The sequence below is a fragment of the Arthrobacter sp. AD-310 genome (genome assembly GCF_054656615.1).
Map to the genome: position 1 here is coordinate 38682 of NZ_BAAHNO010000014.1, position 18027 is coordinate 56708.

Annotated in this window: 14 protein-coding genes; 6 read left to right on the forward strand and 8 right to left on the reverse strand. The window is 66.8% G+C overall.

From position 1 onward, the window contains the following. Positions 1–3 precede the first annotated feature (3 nt). Genes ACYQ1Z_RS10060 through glyA form a run of 6 tightly spaced genes read right to left on the reverse strand, consistent with a single transcriptional unit; the run spans position 4 to position 7972 of the window. Positions 4–1377, reverse strand: a complete 1374-nt coding sequence (locus tag ACYQ1Z_RS10060) for an L-serine ammonia-lyase (RefSeq protein ID WP_459792374.1) — start codon at positions 1375–1377, stop codon at positions 4–6. Continuing rightward, a complete protein-coding gene (locus tag ACYQ1Z_RS10065; RefSeq protein ID WP_459792375.1) occupies positions 1377–2027 on the reverse strand; it encodes a sarcosine oxidase subunit gamma in 651 nt (216 codons plus the stop codon). Before ACYQ1Z_RS10065 ends, ACYQ1Z_RS10060 begins: the two co-directional genes overlap by 1 nt. Next, complete coding sequence (locus tag ACYQ1Z_RS10070; RefSeq protein WP_459792376.1) at positions 2020–4962, reverse strand: sarcosine oxidase subunit alpha family protein; 2943 nt, start codon at positions 4960–4962, stop codon at positions 2020–2022. The genes ACYQ1Z_RS10065 and ACYQ1Z_RS10070 overlap by 8 nt, the downstream gene beginning before the upstream one ends. Then, complete coding sequence (locus tag ACYQ1Z_RS10075) at positions 4959–5375, reverse strand: sarcosine oxidase subunit delta (RefSeq protein ID WP_459792377.1); 417 nt, start codon at positions 5373–5375, stop codon at positions 4959–4961. The genes ACYQ1Z_RS10070 and ACYQ1Z_RS10075 overlap by 4 nt, the downstream gene beginning before the upstream one ends. A gap of 30 nt (positions 5376–5405) precedes the next feature. Beyond that, positions 5406–6626, reverse strand: coding sequence for a sarcosine oxidase subunit beta family protein (locus ACYQ1Z_RS10080; protein ID WP_459792378.1), 1221 nt, complete (start codon positions 6624–6626; stop codon positions 5406–5408). Continuing rightward, on the reverse strand, positions 6623–7972 hold the full coding sequence (glyA, locus tag ACYQ1Z_RS10085) for a serine hydroxymethyltransferase (protein WP_459792379.1): 1350 nt from the start codon (positions 7970–7972) through the stop codon (positions 6623–6625). Before glyA ends, ACYQ1Z_RS10080 begins: the two co-directional genes overlap by 4 nt. A gap of 126 nt (positions 7973–8098) precedes the next feature. Here glyA and ACYQ1Z_RS10090 point away from each other — a divergent pair, with 126 nt between their 5' ends. After that, positions 8099–8767 (forward strand): GntR family transcriptional regulator, encoded by a 669-nt coding sequence (locus tag ACYQ1Z_RS10090; RefSeq protein ID WP_459792380.1) that lies wholly within the window; start codon positions 8099–8101, stop codon positions 8765–8767. Positions 8768–8783: 16 nt separating this feature from the next. Here ACYQ1Z_RS10090 and ACYQ1Z_RS10095 read toward each other — a convergent pair whose 3' ends face one another. After that, positions 8784–9161: a VOC family protein gene (locus ACYQ1Z_RS10095; protein WP_459792381.1), complete on the reverse strand. Its 378-nt coding sequence runs from the start codon at positions 9159–9161 to the stop codon at positions 8784–8786. Positions 9162–9259: 98 nt separating this feature from the next. Between ACYQ1Z_RS10095 and ACYQ1Z_RS10100 the strand changes: the two genes are divergently transcribed. Beyond that, positions 9260–11179 (forward strand): amylosucrase, encoded by a 1920-nt coding sequence (locus ACYQ1Z_RS10100; RefSeq protein ID WP_459792382.1) that lies wholly within the window; start codon positions 9260–9262, stop codon positions 11177–11179. Positions 11180–11231: 52 nt separating this feature from the next. Continuing rightward, positions 11232–12086, forward strand: a complete 855-nt coding sequence (locus ACYQ1Z_RS10105) for a prephenate dehydratase (RefSeq protein WP_459792383.1) — start codon at positions 11232–11234, stop codon at positions 12084–12086. On the opposite strand, the gene ACYQ1Z_RS10110 is transcribed toward ACYQ1Z_RS10105, so the two are convergent. Further along, positions 12059–13981: an FAD-binding monooxygenase gene (locus ACYQ1Z_RS10110; RefSeq protein ID WP_459792384.1), complete on the reverse strand. Its 1923-nt coding sequence runs from the start codon at positions 13979–13981 to the stop codon at positions 12059–12061. The two genes, ACYQ1Z_RS10105 and ACYQ1Z_RS10110, sit on opposite strands and share 28 nt — an antisense overlap. A 232-nt stretch (positions 13982–14213) precedes the next feature. On the opposite strand from ACYQ1Z_RS10110, the gene ACYQ1Z_RS10115 reads away from it, so the two are divergent. The 3 genes from ACYQ1Z_RS10115 to hpaE are packed head-to-tail and all read left to right on the forward strand — an operon-like array spanning position 14214 to position 17946. Beyond that, entirely contained in the window at positions 14214–15701 is a 1488-nt protein-coding gene (locus tag ACYQ1Z_RS10115; protein WP_459792385.1) for a fumarylacetoacetate hydrolase family protein, read from the forward strand. Beyond that, the gene (locus tag ACYQ1Z_RS10120; RefSeq protein WP_459792386.1) at positions 15701–16387 is read left to right on the forward strand and encodes a GntR family transcriptional regulator; all 687 of its coding nucleotides are present in this window, start codon (positions 15701–15703) and stop codon (positions 16385–16387) included. The genes ACYQ1Z_RS10115 and ACYQ1Z_RS10120 overlap by 1 nt, the downstream gene beginning before the upstream one ends. Before the next feature lie 29 nt (positions 16388–16416). Further along, positions 16417–17946, forward strand: a complete 1530-nt coding sequence (gene hpaE, locus ACYQ1Z_RS10125; protein ID WP_459792387.1) for a 5-carboxymethyl-2-hydroxymuconate semialdehyde dehydrogenase — start codon at positions 16417–16419, stop codon at positions 17944–17946. The last annotated feature ends 81 nt before the right edge of the window (positions 17947–18027 follow it).

Sequence of the window (18027 nt, forward strand, 5' to 3'; positions counted from 1 at the left end):
GGCTCAGCACTCGATCACATTCACGGCGAGTCCTCCTCGGGAGGTTTCCTTGTACTTGGTTTTCATGTCGGCTCCGGTGTCGCGCATGGTCTTGATGGCCTTGTCCAGGGAGACCTTGTGGCTGCCGTCCCCGTGCAGGGCCAGCCGGGCGGCGTTGATCGCCTTGACGCTGGCAATGGCGTTCCGCTCGATGCAGGGGATCTGCACCAGCCCGCCGACAGGGTCGCAGGTGAGGCCGAGGTTGTGCTCAATCCCCACTTCGGCCGCGTTCTCCACCTGCGCCGGCGTCCCGCCGAGGACCTCGCACAGTCCTGCGGCGGCCATCGAGCAGGCCGAGCCCACCTCGCCCTGGCAGCCGACTTCGGCGCCGGAGATGGAGGCGTTCGTTTTGAACAGGATCCCGACGGCGGCCGCCGCCAGGAGGAAGCGGACCACGCCGTCGTCGTCCGCTCCCGGAACAAACTTGACGTAGTAGTGCAGCACGGCAGGAACGATCCCGGCCGCGCCGTTGGTGGGTGCCGTCACGATGCGGCCGCCGGCCGCGTTTTCCTCATTGACGGCGAGGGCGAACAGGTTCACCCATTCCATGGCGCGCAGCGCATCCGTGCTGGCGGAGTCCGCGGACAGGGTCTTGTACAGCGCCGGTGCGCGCCGGGGAACCTTCAGCCCGCCGGGCAGGATGCCTTCGGCACTGCAGCCGTTCTGCACGCATTCGCGCATCACGGCCCACAAGCCGAGGAGCTTCTCCCGCAGTTCCGCTTCGCTGCGCCACACCAGCTCATTGGCGAGCATGACGTCCGAGATTGACATGTTTTCCCGGCGGCAGATCTCCAGCAGCTCGTCCCCGGTGGCGAACGGGTAGGGCTGCACGGTGGTGTCTGCCACCACCTTGTCTGCTCCCTCGGCATCGCCGTCAACCACGAAGCCGCCCCCAATCGAATAGAAGCTCCGCTCGCTCAGGACGGCGCCGGCATGGTCAAAGGCAGTGAAGGTCATGCCGTTGGGGTGTGCCGGAAGGGACTTGCGGCGGTGCAGCACCACGTCCGCTTCCCAGTTGAAATCCACCCGGTGGGTTCCGGCGATGTGCAGCTCCGCGTCCAGGGCAGCCGCTGCGACCTGGTCGTCGGCGGTGAAGGTGTCCACCGTTTCCGGGTCCAGGCCCTTGAGCCCCAGGACCACGGCCTTGTCCGAGCCGTGGCCGCGCCCGGTGGCGCCCAGGGACCCGAACAGTTCTGTCTGGACCCGGGCCGTGCCGGCAAGCAGGCCGTCGGCCTTGAGCCCGTCGGCGAAGAGCTTGGCCGCCCGCATCGGGCCCACCGTGTGTGACGAGGAGGGCCCGATGCCGACAGAAAACAGATCCAGGACGCTAAGCGCCATTAGGGGACCTCAGGCGACGCATACTCCCGCATGGCGTCCAGCAGCCACCGGCCGAGGAACTCGGCAAAGGAGGCGCGGGGGAAGACCCGGAACGACTCGTCGCCGGTCTTCCACAGGATCGCGGGAATGTTCGCGATTTCGGTGGAGAAGGCGGTGCCGGTCTTGAACGCCCGGGGGTGCAGGTCCAGCGAGTTGCCCTTTTCCAGGACCGCGCGGGCCCGCGGGCCGGTGAGTTCGAACGTGGTCCGGTTGGCGGAAAGGTCCACCACCTGGCCGGCGCCGTCACCCAGTGCGTCCTTGAGCGCGGGGATCAGGTCGCCGCCCAGGGATTCGTGCGCCTCGGTGGGAGCGACCACCAGGAACTCGGCGGGGCCGAGCCACAGGACGGAGATGTCGCCGTTGCTGACCACGGAGCCGGACCCGGTGGGCAGGCCGCCGGTGACGGCGGCCAGCCGCTGGGCGGCGTCCGACCCGGGGACTGCCCTGAGTCCCACCATGGTGAGGAAGGGGACCTCGGAGAGTTCAACGACGCCGGCCAGGGAGCCTTCGGCGAAGGCCTCCCGGAGCAGGCGGGCCGGGCTGGTGCGGGCCGACAGGTTCTTGTCAATTGAGTTCTGCGGAGCAGTCGGGGAAGCTGCTGTTTCAGCCATCTTTGCGGGTCCCTTCGGGGTCAAAAAGCACTGTTTCTGCGACGACGACGTCCACCAGCTGGTCGCCGGCGGCTGCCACCAGGGTTTCGCCGATGCGGTTGCGGCCGTTCTTGATCAGGGCCAGGCCGAACGACCTGCCCAGTGCGGCGCTGTGGTAGCTGGAGGTGACAAAGCCTTCCATCGGCACCGGACCGTAGGCCGGGTTGGTGGAACGGCCCTTCTCCACGAGCTGGGTGCCTTCAGGCAGCCGGAGCGTGCCGTCCACGGGGAGGACGCTGACCAGGTGCTTGCGGTCTTCACGCTGCGCGTCCACCCGGGAGTAGGAGCGCTTGCCGATGAAGTCCTTGGCCTTGGAGACGATCCACTCCATGCCGGCGTCCTGCGGGGTGACGGTACCGTCGGTGTCCTGCCCGACGATCGGGTAGCCCTTCTCGGCGCGCAGCACGTGCATGGTTTCGGTGCCGTACGGGGTGATGTTGAACTCGGCACCCGCGGCGGCCACGGCCTCCCAGGTGTTGAGTCCGTACCAGGCCGGGACGTTGATTTCGTAGGCGAGTTCACCGGAGAAGGAGATCCGGCAGACCCGGGCCCGCACGCCGGAGGCGAGGGTGGTTTCGCGGAAGGTCATGAACGGGAACGCCTCGGCGTCCAGTCCGCCGTTGGCAGCCAGCTCCGGTGCAACCTTGGCAAGCACTTCGCGGGACTTGGGGCCGACGACGGCAATGGTGTTCCACTGCTCGGTCACCGAGGTGCAGTGCACGTCCAGTTCCGGCCACTCGGTCTGCAGCCATTCCTCCAGCCAGTCCAGCACCTTGGCGGCGCCGCCGGTGGTGGTGGTCATGAAGTAGGTGTCCTCGTCGAGGCGCAGGGTCACGCCGTCGTCGAAGATCATGCCGTCCGCGTAGCACATCACGCCGTAGCGTGCGGAGCCCGGGGCGAGCTTCTTGAACGCGTTGGTGTAGACGCGGTTCAGGAACTCGCCCGCGTCCTTGCCGCGGATTTCGATCTTGCCCAGGGTGGTGGCATCCATGAAGCCCACGGAGTCGCGGACGGCGGCGCATTCGCGCAGCACGGCGGCGTCCATGTCCTCCCCGGCCTGCGGGTAGTACCAGGGGCGCTTCCACTGTCCGACGTCCTCGAACAGCGCACCCTTGGCCACGTGCCACGGGTGGATGCTGGTGACACGGGCGGGGTCGAAGAGTTCGCCGCGCTGGCGCCCGGCCAGTGCCGCGAAGGCCACCGGGGTGAACGGTGCACGGTAGGTGGTGGTGCCGATGTCGCCGATGCCGCGGGAGGCTTCGCCGGCCGTGCGGAGGGCCGCAGCGATCACGCCGATAGCGTTGACCCCGGAGGTCTTGCCCTGGTCGTTGGCGGTGCTGATGGAGGTGTACCGCTTGACGTGCTCCACCGAACGCATGCCGGCTCCGGTGGAACGGAGGACGTCGGCCACGGACTGGTCACGCTGGAAGTCCACGAAGTGGTGGTGCCAGTCGTCGGGCGTGCCGCTCTCCCCCGGAACCAGCCACAGCTGGCGGGTGGGGGCGGAGGCCTTCGGCTCGCCGAACACGGCAGGTTCAACAACGGAGCTGAAACCGGCGGCGATGGCCGCCTTCGCGCCGGCGGAGACACCCTCGGCGACGCAGTCTGCGGTGGCGAAGGAGCCGCGGCCCGAGCCGATGATCTGCTGGTCGCGGACCTCGGTGCTGGGCACGAAGGCGGCAAGGTCCTCGTCCCAGCGCAGCTTGCCCTGGCGCTGCGAGTGCAGGTGCACCAACGGGCTCCAGCCGCCGGAGACGGCCAGCAGGTCGGCGGCGATCTGCTCGACGCCCGAGGTGAGCTCACCGTCGTCGTTGATGCTGCGGACGGTGACGCCGTCCAGGCGGCCGGCCGAATCAGCTGACGTGTTGGCGACGGCGCTGCCGATCAGGACGCGGATGCCGGACTCGACGGCGGCGGTTGCCACCGGGGTGAGCTGCGGGCGGGCGTCGACGACGGCCGCGACCTTCACGCCTGCTGCCACCAGGTCGAGGGCGGTGGCGTAGGCGCTGTCGTTGGTGGTGCTGATGACCACGCGGTTGCCGGCGGCCACGGCGTACCGGTTCAGGTAGCTGCGCACGGCGGAGGCGAGCATGATGCCCGGGCGATCGTTGTTCTCGAAGACCAGCGGACGCTCGTGGGCGCCGGGGGCAAGGACCACCTGGCTGGCACGGATGTGCCAGATCCGCTGGCGGGAGACGCCCGGCGCCGCCGGGGTGGTGAGGTGGTCGGTGCGGTTCTGGACGGCGATGACGTAGTTGGCGTCGTAGGCGCCGAACGCGGTGGTGCGGTTCAGGACCGTGGACTCGGCGCCGGAGACCAGTTCAGCCTCGACGTCAGCCACCCATTCCAGGGCGGGCTTGCCCTCGATGGTCTCGGTCAGGCCTTCGGCCGTGGAACCGGAGAGCAGGGAGCCGCCCAGTTCTGGCTGGTCGTCCAGCAGCATGACGCGGGCTCCGGTGCGGACTGCTTCGCGGGCTGCGGCGAGGCCGGCGGGGCCGCCGCCGATGACCAGGACGTCGGTGTGGACGTACTTCTTGTCGTATTCGGCGTGGTCGTCCGCAGGGTCAAGCTTGCCCAGGCCGTTGAGCTGGATGGCCTGGAGACCGTCCACCAGGGAAACGGTGGTGGCGGGAAGCATGGATTCAGCCACATGGCCGGGGAAGCGGGCTTCCACGCGGACCAGGGCGTTGGCCTCCTCCACACCTGCGGACATGATGCCGCGGGGGCGGTCCTCGTAGAGCGAGTTGCCGGCGGCGATGCGGCCGTTGGCGATCAGTGCCGAGGCGAGGGTGTCGCCGGGGTGTCCGGTGAATTCCTCGCCGTCCACGGTGAAGCGCCAGGAGATGGTGCGGTCGATGCGGCCGCCGGTGGCCAGGCGGGCGTTCTGGGCGGTCACTTGGTGACTCCTTCCGGGGCAGAGGCGGCAGGGACGCTGGTGGCAGTGCTGGTTGCAGCGATGCTGGGCGCGGCGGTTCCGGTGGTGGTGCTGTCCGCGGCAACGCTGGCGGTGCCGGATTCGGCAGCCGGGGCTCCGGCCAGGTCGGGACGCGGCTCGCCCATCCGGTAGACGGACTTGATGTCGTAGCTCACGGTGTCGCGGACCATGTTGAACCACTGGCGGCAGCCGGTGCTGTGCACCCAGCGCTCAGCGAAGGAGCCTTTGGTGTTGCTGCGGTAGAAGAGGTAGCGGGACCACTCCGTGTCGTTCAGCTCGTTGGGGTTTTCCGGGTACGGGACGTGGGCCTGTCCGCCGTAGTGGAATTCGGTTTCGTCCCGCGGGCCGCAGTTGGGGCATGGGATCAGCAGCATGTGCGTTAGTCCTTTTCTGGTGGCGGGCGGCTAGTGGGCCACGGCGGCGGCGCCGTGTTCGTCGATGAGGGCGCCGGTTTCAAAACGTTCCAGCGAGAACGGCGCGTTCAGCTTGTGCGGAGCGCCGGTGGCGATGGTGTGCGCGAAGGTCATGCCGGCGGCCGGCGTTCCCTTGAAACCGCCGGTTCCCCAGCCGCAGTTCACGAACATGTTCTCCACCGGGGTGAGGCCGACGATCGGCGAGGCGTCGAGGGTGGTGTCCACGATGCCGCCCCAGGTCCGGAGCACGTGGGCCCGGGCGAAGATCGGGAAGAGCTCGACGGCGGCCGCCATCTGCTGCTCGATCACGTGGAAGGAACCGCGCTGGCCGTAGCCGTTGTAGGCGTCAACGCCGGCGCCCATGACCAGCTCGCCCTTGTGCGCCTGCGAAACGTACACGTGGACGTGGTTGGACATAACCACCGTGGGGTGGACGGGCTCGTGCAGTTCGGACACCAGGGCCTGCAGCGGGTGGGACTGGATGGGAAGCTCGAAGCCTGCCATCTCGGCCAGGACCGAGCTGTGGCCGGCGGCGCACAGGCCCACCTTTTCGGTGTTGATGGTGCCGCGGGTGGTCTTGACGCCCACCACGCGGTCGCCGTCCTTCAGGAAGCCGGTGACTTCGCAGTTCTGGATGATGTCCACGCCCATTTCGTCGCACTTGCGGGCGAAGGCCCAGGCGACGTGGTCGTGCTTGGCGATGCCTGCACGCGGCTGGTAGGTGGCGCCCATCACCGGGTAGCGGATGTTGTCGCTGATGTTCAGGATGGGGCAGAGTTCCTTGACCTGCTGCGGGTCCAGCCATTCAGCGTCCACACCGTTGAGCTTGTTGGCGCCCACGCGGCGGACGCTTTCGCGCACGTCGCCCAGGGTGTGGGCGAGGTTCATCACGCCGCGCTGGCTGAAGAGGAAGTCGTACTCGAGTTCCTCGGGCAGGATTTCCCAGAGCTTGAGGGCGTGCTCGTAGATGGCCGCGCTCTCGTCCCAGAGGTAGTTGGAGCGGATGATGGTGGTGTTGCGGGCCATGTTGCCACCGGCCAGCCAGCCCTTTTCCAAGACGGCGATGTTGGTCATGCCATGGTTCTTGGCCAGGAAGTACGCGGTAGCCAGGCCGTGTCCGCCGCCGCCGACGATGACGGCGTCATAGGAGGACTTGGGCTCGGGGTTCCGCCACAGGAAGTCCGGGTGCTCCGGGAGGTGGGGTGCGCTCACTGGGCTGCTCCAATCAGGTCTGCTTCGGCACCGGCCAGGCTGGCGTCGTTGCTGTTCTCGGAAAGATGCGGGTAGAGGGGGAACTGCCCGGCCAGCGCGGTCACGCGGGCGCGGAGCTCGACGGCGGTGTCCCCGGGAAGGGTGCCGGTGCTGGCGGAGGCGATGAGCGCCGTCGCGATGATGTCCGCAACCTCGGCGAATTCGGTGGCGCCGAAGCCGCGGGCGGCGAGGGCGGGGGTACCGATGCGCAGGCCGGAGGAGACCATCGGCGGGCGGGGGTCGAACGGGACGGCGTTGCGGTTGACCGTGATGCCGATCTTGTGGAGGGCATCCTCACCCTGCTGGCCGTCCAGTTCGGAGTTGCGGAGGTCAACCAGGACCAGGTGAACGTCGGTTCCGCCGTTGACGACGGAGATGCCGGCAGCCTGGACGTCCGGCTGCAGGAGGCGCTCAGCCACCAGCTGGGCACCCTGCAGGACGCGCTCCTGGCGTTCCTTGAATTCGGGGGCGGCGGCGAGCTTGAAGGCCACGGCCTTGGCGGCGACCACGTGTTCCAGCGGTCCGCCCTGCTGGCCGGGGAACACGGCGCTGTTGATCTTCTTGGCGTATTCCTCCTTGGCGAGGATGACGCCGCCGCGGGGGCCGCCGAGGGTCTTGTGGGTGGTGGTGGTGACCACGTCCGCGTAGGGGACGGGGTTCGGGTGCAGGCCCGCGGCGACGAGGCCGGCGAAGTGCGCCATGTCCACCATCAGGTAGGCGCCGACGAGGTCGGCGATGCGGCGGAACTCGGCGAAGTCCAGCTGGCGGGAATATGCGGACCAGCCGGCAACGATCAACTTGGGCTTGTGTTCCAGGGCGAGGGCTTCGACCTCTGCCATGTCGATGCGCAGGTCCTCTTCGCGGACGTGGTACGGAACCACGTTGTACAGCTTGCCGGAGAAGTTGATCTTCATGCCGTGGGTGAGGTGGCCGCCGTGGGCGAGGGAGAGTCCGAGGATGGTGTCGCCCGGGTTCAGCAGGGCGAACATTGCGGCGGCGTTGGCCTGGGCGCCGGAGTGCGGCTGCACGTTGGCGAACTCGGCGCCGAACAGGGCCTTGACCCGGTCGATGGCCAGCTGCTCAATGACATCGACGTGCTCGCAGCCGCCGTAGTAGCGCTTGCCGGGGTAGCCTTCGGCGTACTTGTTGGTGAGGACGGAGCCCTGGGCCTCCATCACCGACGACGGAGCGAAGTTCTCCGAAGCGATCATTTCCAGCGTGGACTGCTGCCGGCGAAGTTCCTCTGCGACGGCGGCGGCGACGTCGGCGTCAACCGTGGCAAGCGAGGCGTTCAGTACGTCCTGCATTTTTCTCCTAAATGGACTCCGGAGTTACTGATCCGCAACTGATCTGTAACTGATATATTAGAACTGACGTAATAGTATGTTCCAGATCACTTAGCAGTCAATAGCCTTCGTGGAGGAGAGCTCAACATGGGCGTAATGCTGGAGAACACCCTCGCCGGCGAGGAAGATCTCTCCCTCGCCGAGCGCGCCTACCGGCACCTGCGGGACCGGCTCATCATGCTCGAAATCCGGCCCGGCGAAGCCATCAATGACGGCAAGCTGGCCGCCGAACTGGGCATCGGCCGCACCCCTGTGAGGGAAGCACTCAAACGGCTCGAAAGCGACCACCTGGTGGTTTCCTACCCGCGCCGCGGGACCTTCGCCACCATCGTCGACATCACCGAACTCGCGGACGTCTCTGAACTGCGCGAGTCACTGGAGCCCCTGGCGGCCCGGCGTGCGGCCAAGCTGGCCACGCCGGCCCTCCGCGCGGAGCTGAGGGATACGGCGGCGGCGATCGCTTCGATGGCCCTGGACGACGACCCCTACGACCTGATGCGGTACGACATCAAGGTCCACCGCCTGATTTACCGCGCGGCGGCCAATTCACACCTTGAGGACGTCCTGATCCGCTACGACAACCTGGCCACGCGGATCTGGTGCATGGTGCTGGAAAAGGTACCGTCCGTGGCGTCGCATATCGAAGAGCACGTGGCGCTGCTGGAGGCGGTGGCGGACGGCGACTCGGAACGCGCCGGCAAGCTCGCACTCGAGCACGTGACAAGCTTCGAGCAGGCCATCCGCAGCGTGCTTTAGGGCGGCGCCTTCAGCCTTATGCGTCCAGCCGCTTGCGCAGGAGGCAGAATTCGTTGCCCTCCGGGTCCTGGAGGACATGCCACGACTCCCCGCCGGTCTGGCCCACGTCCGCCCGGCGGGCACCAAGGGCAAGCAGGCGCTCCAGTTCGGCGTCCTGGTCCCTGTCCACGGGGTTGACATCGATGTGCAGCGGCAGTCGCCCGGTGCGCGGATTGCTGCTGGGGCTCAAAATGATCGTCGGCTGCAGGCCGCCAAACCCGTCAGCGGGCGGTCCGATCTCGATGTACCCGTCCTCCCGGTCGAGTTCGACATAGCCAAGGACGTCGCTCCAGAAGCGGGCGAGGAGTTCGGGGTCGGCGCAGTTCAGGACCAGTTCACTGATTCGGCATGACATGCCCGCCAGTGTACGGGGACCGCCCCGCGGGTGTGACGTGGGATACTTCCATGGGAGTGTCGCCGGAGGTACCGGCGCAAACGGAAGGGGCCCGTGGCATGCAGGAATCCGTCAGTCTGGACCAGGCACCCCGGCAGCATGTCCTCGCCGCACTGGCCCGCGAACGGCAGGCCGGCCTGGGGCCGGATCCGGACTTCGATCGGCGGCTGGACAGGCAGCTTCCCGCCCTGGCCGGACTCTTTGGTTCCCTGTACCACTCCCGCGCCGACTGGGTTGAGCAGCTGTCCGCCCTGGTCGTCCAGGCGGCCCGCTCCTGGGACGAGCGCCCGCAGGAGCTGAAGTTGCTGGACGCGAAGCACGAAAGCGCTCCCGACTGGTTCCAGTCCAACAGCATGCTGGGCGGCGTCTGCTATGTGGACCGCTACGCCGAAAGCCTGGAGGGTGTGCGCGCCAGCATCCCGTACTTCAAGGAACTCGGGCTCACGTACCTGCACCTCATGCCGCTGTTCCTGGCCCCCGAACCGCACTCCGACGGCGGCTACGCCGTCTCCAGCTACCGCGAGGTCAACCCGAAGCTCGGCACCATGGACCAGCTTCGCTCGCTGGCAGCGGAGCTGCGCAGCAACGGGATCAGCCTGGTGGTGGACTTCATCTTCAACCACACCTCGGACGAACACGAGTGGGCACGGAAGGCCGCTGCGGGTGACCCGAAGTACAGCGGCTACTACTGGATCTACCCCGACCGGACCATGCCGGACGCATTCGAGCAGAACGTGCGCGAGATTTTCCCGGAAAACCATTCCGGGTCCTTTATCCAAATGGAGGACGGCCGCTGGGTGTGGGCCACCTTCCACACGTACCAGTGGGACCTGAACTACTCCAATCCGGAGGTGTTCCGGGCCATGGCCGGCGAGATGCTGTTCCTCGCCAACCAGGGCGTGGACATCCTGCGGATGGACGCCGTGGCCTTCATCTGGAAACAGCTGGGCACCCCGTGCGAGAACCTGCCGGAGGCGCACACCCTGCTCCGCGCCTTCAATGCAGTGTGCCGGCTCGCGGCGCCGTCGCTGCTGTTCAAGTCCGAGGCAATCGTGCACCCGGACGAGGTGGCGCTGTATATCGACCCCGCCGAATGCCAGATCTCCTACAACCCGCTGCAGATGGCCCTCATCTGGGATTCCCTGGCAACCCGCGACGTCTCGCTCCTGGCCCAGGCACTGGAACGCCGGCACAACATTCCGTCCGGCACCTCCTGGGTCAACTACGTCCGCAGCCACGACGACATCGGCTGGACCTTCGCCGACGAGGACGCAGCCGAGCTGGGCATCAACGGCTTTGACCACCGACGCTTCCTCAACTCCTTCTACGTCAACCGGTTCCCCGGCAGCTTCGCCCGCGGCGTCCCCTTCCAGGACAACCCTAAAACCGGGGACTGCAGGATTTCGGGTACGACGGCGTCGCTGTGCGGCATGGAGGTCGACCCGGTCGAGGCGGTGGAACGGATCCTCCTGGCACACTCAGTGCCGTTCAGCACCGGCGGTATCCCGCTCCTCTACCTTGGCGACGAGGTGGGCCAGGTCAACGACTACGGATATGCGGAGGAGCCGGGCCACGGGGACGACAGCCGTTGGGTCCACCGGCCGCACTATCCCGCGGAGCAGTACGCCCGGCGCAATGATCCGTCCACACCGGAAGGAGCCGTGTACGCGGGAATCCGCCGGATGATCGAGGTCCGCTCCCAGACGCCGGAACTGGCCGGCTCCACGCTGATCGACTTCGCCACCAACAACCGGTCGGTCCTGGCCTACCAGCGCCCGGCCGGCGCAGCCGACGGCGGCGTCACCAGGGTGCTGGCCCTGGCCAACTTCAGCGACTCCGCCCAGTCCCTGCCCGCTGAAACGTTCGGCGGATTCCTACCTGCCGCCGTCGACCTCCTCTCGGAAGCCTCCCTGCAGCTGGACGAAGGGGTCACGCTCCTGCCCCGCCAGTACCTCTGGCTGCGGGTCACGCCGCTGTAGCATCCACGGGCCGTTTTCCTAACGGCCCGCCGGCCGTGAAACCATACAACCCATGGCCTCCAAGATTGCGTACCAGGGTGAGCCCGGCGCCAACTCCAATATTGCCTGCCAGCAGATGTTCCCGGACATGGAAAGCGTTCCGTGCGCGAGCTTTGAGGACGCGTTCGAGCTGGTGTCCAGCGGCGAGGCGGACCTTGCCATGATCCCCATCGAGAACTCGATCGCGGGCCGGGTGGCGGACATCCATATCCTGCTGCCGCAGTCCAACCTGCAGATCGTGGGCGAGTACTTCCTGCCCATCCACTTCGACCTGCTGGGCATTCCGGGCAGCACCATTGAGGCCGCCACCGAGGTCCACAGCCACATCCATGCCCTGGGCCAGTGCCGCCGCCTGATCCGCGACCACGGCCTCAAACCCGTCATCGCCGGTGACACCGCCGGGTCGGCCCGTGAGGTGGCCGAGTGGAACGATCCCCGCAAGCTCTCCCTCGCTCCCCCGCTGGCCGCCCGTATCTACGGCCTCGAGGTGCTCGCCTCGCGGGTGGAGGACGACCCTTCCAACACCACCCGCTTTGTGGTCCTGGCCCGGGAAACGGAACTGCCGGCCCGGGATGAGCTTCCCGGACCGGCAGTCACCAGCTTCGTGTTCCGCGTCCGCAACGTCCCCTCCGCCCTGTACAAGGCGCTGGGCGGTTTTGCCACCAACGGCGTGAACATGACGCGGCTGGAAAGCTACATGGTGGGCAACGAATTCGCCGCCACGATGTTCATGGCCGACGTCGAAGGCCACCCCGAGGACCTGCCGCTGAAGCTGGCCCTCGAGGAACTGGACTTCTTCACCACAGAGGTGCGGATCCTCGGTGTGTACGCGGCCGCGGACTACCGCGCGGCGGCTGCCACCGCCTGACGCGGTTTTGCGGCTGATCCCTTGAGCAGCGGCGCGAAGAACGCGCCCAGCCCGGCGGTGGCCGTCAGCGGCAGGACGTTGGCGACGTACTGGTCCGGGCGGACCACCACCACAACACCGCTGCGGTCCAGGCCGCGGAGGTCGAAGATGTCGGCGTTCGGGTCGGTGCCGTAGACCTTTTCGTAGTCCGTCAGCTTGAACGGTCCCACAGATGGCTTGAAGACGGCAGGGACCGCGCCAATGTCCAGCCCGGTGTGCGGCTGCTGGTAGATCACCTTCAGGTCGAACCATGCGTCCGGATCAGCGCCCGATGGCGTTGCGGCCAGCGGTGATTCCGGCGCCTTCGCAAACCACTCGGCGAGCTTGTCCGTAGCCGAGTCGGTACCCGGCAGGGAGGCGTCGGCAAAGACGTAGATCCGCCAGCGGCCGTCAGCCGTGGCGTGGTGGCCGAGGTGGATGGGGTTGGTGTCGGCAACGCGCACCACGGGTGCGGACTTGAAGCGCTTGCCCACCGGGAAGCCTGCCGCCAGCGCCTGGTGGTCGCTGCTGCCGACAATCAGGGACGGCGCATACTGGGTCATGAACCCGGCCGGGAACTCGGCCGTGCGCACGTAGAAGTCCTCCAGATCGGAGGGGTGCTCAAAGTCCTCGGGCTTCTTGGCCATCATGGATGACCATTCCTTGTCGAAGTCGATGAGGTTCCTGGCCACCACCTGGCGTTCTTCGGAGTAGGTGGTCAACAGGCTCTCGGGGCTGCGGCCTTCCAGGACGTGCCCCAGTTTCCAGGCGATATTGAAGCCGTCCTGCATGGACACGTTCATGCCCTGGCCGGCCTTGGCACTGTGGGTATGGCAGGCGTCCCCGGTGATGAACACGCGCGGGGTGCGGGTGCCGCGGTCCTCCGGCAGGACGTCGTCGAACCTGTCCGTGAGCCGGTGGCCCACCTCGTAGACGCTGTGCCAGGCCACGTTGCGCACGTCCAGGGTGTAGGGGTGCAGGATCTCGTTGGCCTTGCGGATGATGTCGTCGATGCTGGTGTTCCGGACTGCGTGATGGGTTGCGGGGTCCACCTCGCCCAGGTCCACGTACATGCGGAAGAGGTGCCCGCCTTCGCGCGGAATGAGCAGGATGCTGCCCTTTTCGCCCTGGATGGCACATTTGGTGCGGATGTCCGGGAAGTCGGTGACGGCGAGGGTATCCATCACTCCCCAGGCGTGGTTGGCCTGGTCGCCGGCGAGCGTGCAGCCGATCGCCTGGCGCACCTTGCTGCGGGCACCGTCCGCGCCCACCACGTACTTGGCGCGCACAATGCGCTGCTGCCCCTCATTGGGTCCGGCGGTGTGCCGCAGCGTCACCGTCACCGGATATTCGCCAGCGCCGGTGACCTCAAGGCCTTCGAAGTCGTAGCCGTAGTCGGGCTTCAGGCGGCTCGGCGAGTTGGCGGCAAACTCCGCGAAGTAGTCCAGGACGCGGGCCTGGTTCACGATAAGGTGCGGGAATTCACTGATGCCGGTCTCGTCATCCACAGCCCGGGCGGCACGGATGATGTTGGCGTGGTTGGCCGGGTCCGGTTTCCAGAAGGCCATCTCCGTAATCCGGTAGGCCTCGGCGATGATGCGCTCGGCGAAGCCGAAAGCCTGGAAGGTTTCCACGCTGCGGGCCTGGATGCCATCGGCCTGGCCAATGGCGAGCCGTCCCGGCCGTCGCTCGATGATGCGCGTGGTGACGTTCGGGAACATGGACAGCTGCGCGGCCGCGAGCATGCCGGCGGGTCCTGTGCCGACAATCAGCACGTCAACCTCGTCCGGAAGTTCCTCAGGACGGTTAAGGCCGACGCCGGCGGCGGGCTTAACCCGCGGGTCACCGGATACGTAGCCGTGGTGGTGGAACTGCACGGGATTTTCCTCACTTCGTTGTGGATGACCGCTCGGTCAAGCTGTTCTATATCAGAACAAGACATTCGATTATCGAAAACTTGGATGGTGCTTCCACTGTACGCTCCGTGTGATCCAGGCGACAAGTGCCGCCTTTGAGCGGAAGATTCCCCTTGGATTTCCGGGGTTGACGAACCTGGGGGATCGGTGGATAGTGATCGTATACGATTTGATACCTAATGAGGAGAAGGCTTTGGAGCTCGTCAACGGCGACACCCTCGCAGCAGCCCGCAAGGTGGTCGCGGTGCACATCAACTACCCCAGCCGGGCCGCCCAGCGGGGCCGAACCCCGGAGCAGCCTTCCTACTTCCTGAAGCCGTCCAGCTCGCTGGCCCTCAGCGGCAGTGCGGTGGAGCGGCCGGCTGGCTGCGAGCTCCTCGGCTACGAGGGCGAGATCGCCCTGGTCATCGGCAAGGCTGCACGCCGGGTCGGCATCGAAGACGCGTGGAGCCACGTCGGAGCCGTCACGGCCAGCAACGACCTCGGCGTGTACGACCTGCGGTACGCGGACAAGGGCTCCAACGTCCGGTCCAAGGGCGGGGACGGGTTCACACCCGTGGGCCCGGCACTGATTCCGGCAGACGCCGTCGACCCTACAAAGCTGCGCATCCGCACCTGGCACAACGGCGGCCTTGTCCAGGACGACACCACCGAAGACCTGCTTTTTCCATTTGCCCGGCTCGTCGCGGACCTGTCGCAGCTGCTCACCCTTGAGGAGGGGGACATCATCCTCACCGGAACTCCGGCCGGCGCCTCCGTCGCCAAGCCCGGCGACGTCCTCGAAGTTGAGGTAAGTACGGTCGACGGCGGCCTCACCACCGGGCGACTGGTCACCACCGTTGAGGAAGGCACGACGGCGTTCGCGGACTTCGGCGCGCAGCCCAAGGTTGATGACGTACAGCGGGAAGAAGCCTACGGCTCCCGCGAAGCCGCCGGGCTCGCACCAGTCGGCAACGCACCCGAGGCAACTGGCGCCGTCGTGCCTGCCCTCTCCCCCGAGCTGAAAGCCAAGCTCGAATCCGTCGCGACGGCTACGCTGTCGTCCCAGATGCGGAAGCGTGGCCTGAACAACGTCAGCATCGACGGGCTGCAGGGCACCCGCCCGGACCGCAAAGTGGTGGGCCTGGCCCGGACCCTGCGCTACGTGCCCAACCGCGAGGATCTGTTCAAGACCCACGGCGGCGGGTTCAACGCCCAGAAGAAGGCGATCGACTCCGTCAACGAGGGCGAGATCCTGGTCATGGAAGCCCGCGGCGAGAAGGGCACCGGCACCGTGGGCGACATCCTGGCCCTGCGCGCCCAGGTCCGCGGCGCCGCGGCCATCATCACCGACGGCGGGGTCCGCGACTTCACCGCCGTAGCTGACCTGGAAATGCCCACCTGGTTCGCCAATCCCCACCCCGCGGTTCTGGGGCGCCGCCACATCCCCTGGGACACGGACATCACCATCGCCTGCGGCGGCGCCACGGTGCAGCCTGGCGACATCATCGTGGCCGATGCTGACGGAATCCTCGTGATCCCGCCGGCCATCGCCGAAGAACTCGCCGACGACTGCATCCAGCAGGAAAAGGAAGAAGCCTTCATCTTCGAAATGGTCAGGCAGGGCAACAGCGTGGACGGCCTCTACCCGATGAACGCCGAATGGCAGGCCAAATATCAGGAATGGGAAAGGCAACGCTGATGACTGAGACAGCATTGACCGGCGCGCCGGAGCTCTCCGACGCCCCCGCGGGCAGCAAGGCCGAGCAGGCCTACCGGGCCGTGAAGGCCCGGATCGTGGAGGGTGCCTACACACCTGGCTACCGGCTGGTCCTCGGTTCGATCGCGAAGGATCTTGGCTTCAGCGTGGTCCCCGTCCGGGAAGCGATCCGCCGGTTGGAGGCCGAGGGGCTGGTGACGTTTGAACGGAACGTCGGCGCCACCGTGGCCGGGATCGATCCCACCGAATACCTCTACACCATGCAGACCCTCAGCATCGTCGAAGGCGCCGCCACTGCATTGTCCGCACCGCTGATCGATGCAGCAGCCATCGCGCGGGCGCGGGCCGTGAACGAGGAAATGCGCGAGTGCCTGCACCACTTCGATCCCGTCCGGTTCACGCAGCTCAACCAGGACTTCCACAGCGTCCTGTTCGAGCAGTGCCCCAACCCGCACATCCTGGACCTCGTCCACCGCGGCTGGAACCGGCTCGCATCCCTCCGGTCCTCCACGTTCCGCTTTGTCCCCGGCCGTGCCCGCGAGTCCGTGGACGAACACGAAAACCTGCTCCAGCTCATCGAAACAGGAGCCGACGCAGACACGATCGAAAAAGCCGCCCGCCAGCACCGGGCGGCCACCCTTGACGCCTACCTCGCGCAAACCCGTTAGCAAGAACAGCCCAGCAAAGGACTTCAACGATGACGACCTCCACGGAAACCTCCAAGCATTACGTCCCGCAGGACCTGCCCACGCACATCAAGCACTACATCAACGGCCAGTTTGTTGACTCGGTCTCCGGCAAAACCTTCGACGTGCTGGACCCGGTGTCCAACCGGAACTACGCCACCGCCGCTGCCGGGCAGAAGGAGGACATCGAGCTCGCCGTCGCCGCCGCCCGCGAAGCCTTCACCAACGGCCCGTGGCCGAAGATGAAGCCCCGCGAACGCGCCCGCGTCCTGAACAAAATCGCCGACGCCGTCGAGGCCCAGGAAGCCCGCCTCGCCGAACTCGAGACCTTCGACACCGGCCTGCCCATCACCCAGGCCAAGGGCCAGGCACTCCGCGCGGCCGAAAACTTCCGCTTCTTCGCCGACCTGATCGTTGCCCAGTTCGACGACGCCATGAAGGTCCCCGGCTCGCAGATCAACTACGTGAACCGCAAGCCGATCGGTGTCGCCGGGCTCATCACGCCGTGGAACACCCCGTTTATGCTCGAGTCCTGGAAACTCGCCCCGGCCCTGGCGACGGGCAACACCGTGGTCCTCAAGCCGGCCGAGTTCACCCCGCTCTCCGCGTCCCTGTGGGCCACCATCTTCAAGGAAGCCGGCCTGCCGGACGGCGTCTTCAACCTGGTCAACGGCCTGGGCGAGGAAGCCGGCGACGCCCTGGTCAAGCACCCGGACGTTCCCCTGATCTCCTTCACCGGCGAGACCACCACCGGCCAGACGATTTTCCGCAACGCCGCCGCCAACCTCAAGGGCCTCTCCATGGAGCTCGGCGGCAAGTCCCCCTGCGTTGTGTTCGCCGACGCCGACCTGGACGCCGCGATCGACTCAGCCCTGTTCGGCGTCTTCTCCCTCAACGGCGAACGCTGCACCGCCGGCTCCCGCATCCTCGTCGAGCGCGCCATTTACGACGAGTTCTGCGAGAAGTACGCCGCCCGGGCCAGGAACATCGTGGTGGGTGATCCCCACGATCCCAAGACCCAGGTGGGCGCCCTGGTCCACCCGGAGCACTACGAGAAGGTGGCATCCTACGTGGAGATCGGCAAGTCCGAAGGCCGGCTCCTGGCCGGCGGCGGCCGCCCCGACCACCTGCCCGAAGGCAACTACATCGCACCCACGGTGTTTGCCGACGTCGCACCCGACGCCCGGATCTTCCAGGAGGAAATCTTCGGGCCGGTCGTGGCGATCACCCCCTTCGAGAACGACGACGAGGCCCTCGCCCTGGCGAACAACACCAAGTACGGCCTGGCCGCTTACATCTGGACGCAGAACCTGACCCGCGCGCACAACTTCTCGCAGAACGTCGAGGCCGGCATGGTGTGGCTGAACAGCCACAACGTCCGCGACCTGCGCACCCCGTTCGGCGGCGTGAAGGCTTCCGGCCTGGGCCACGAAGGGGGCTACCGCTCCATCGACTTCTACACCGACCAGCAGGCCGTGCACATCACCCTCGGCCCGGTTCATACTCCTAAGTTCGGCCACACCCCCGCATCCGGCGCCTAACCCAACTAGCTCGCATTTGTTGTCGTTTTGGCGCCTCAAAACGGCATCTACTGCCAGTCAGTTGGGAAAGATACCCCCTTT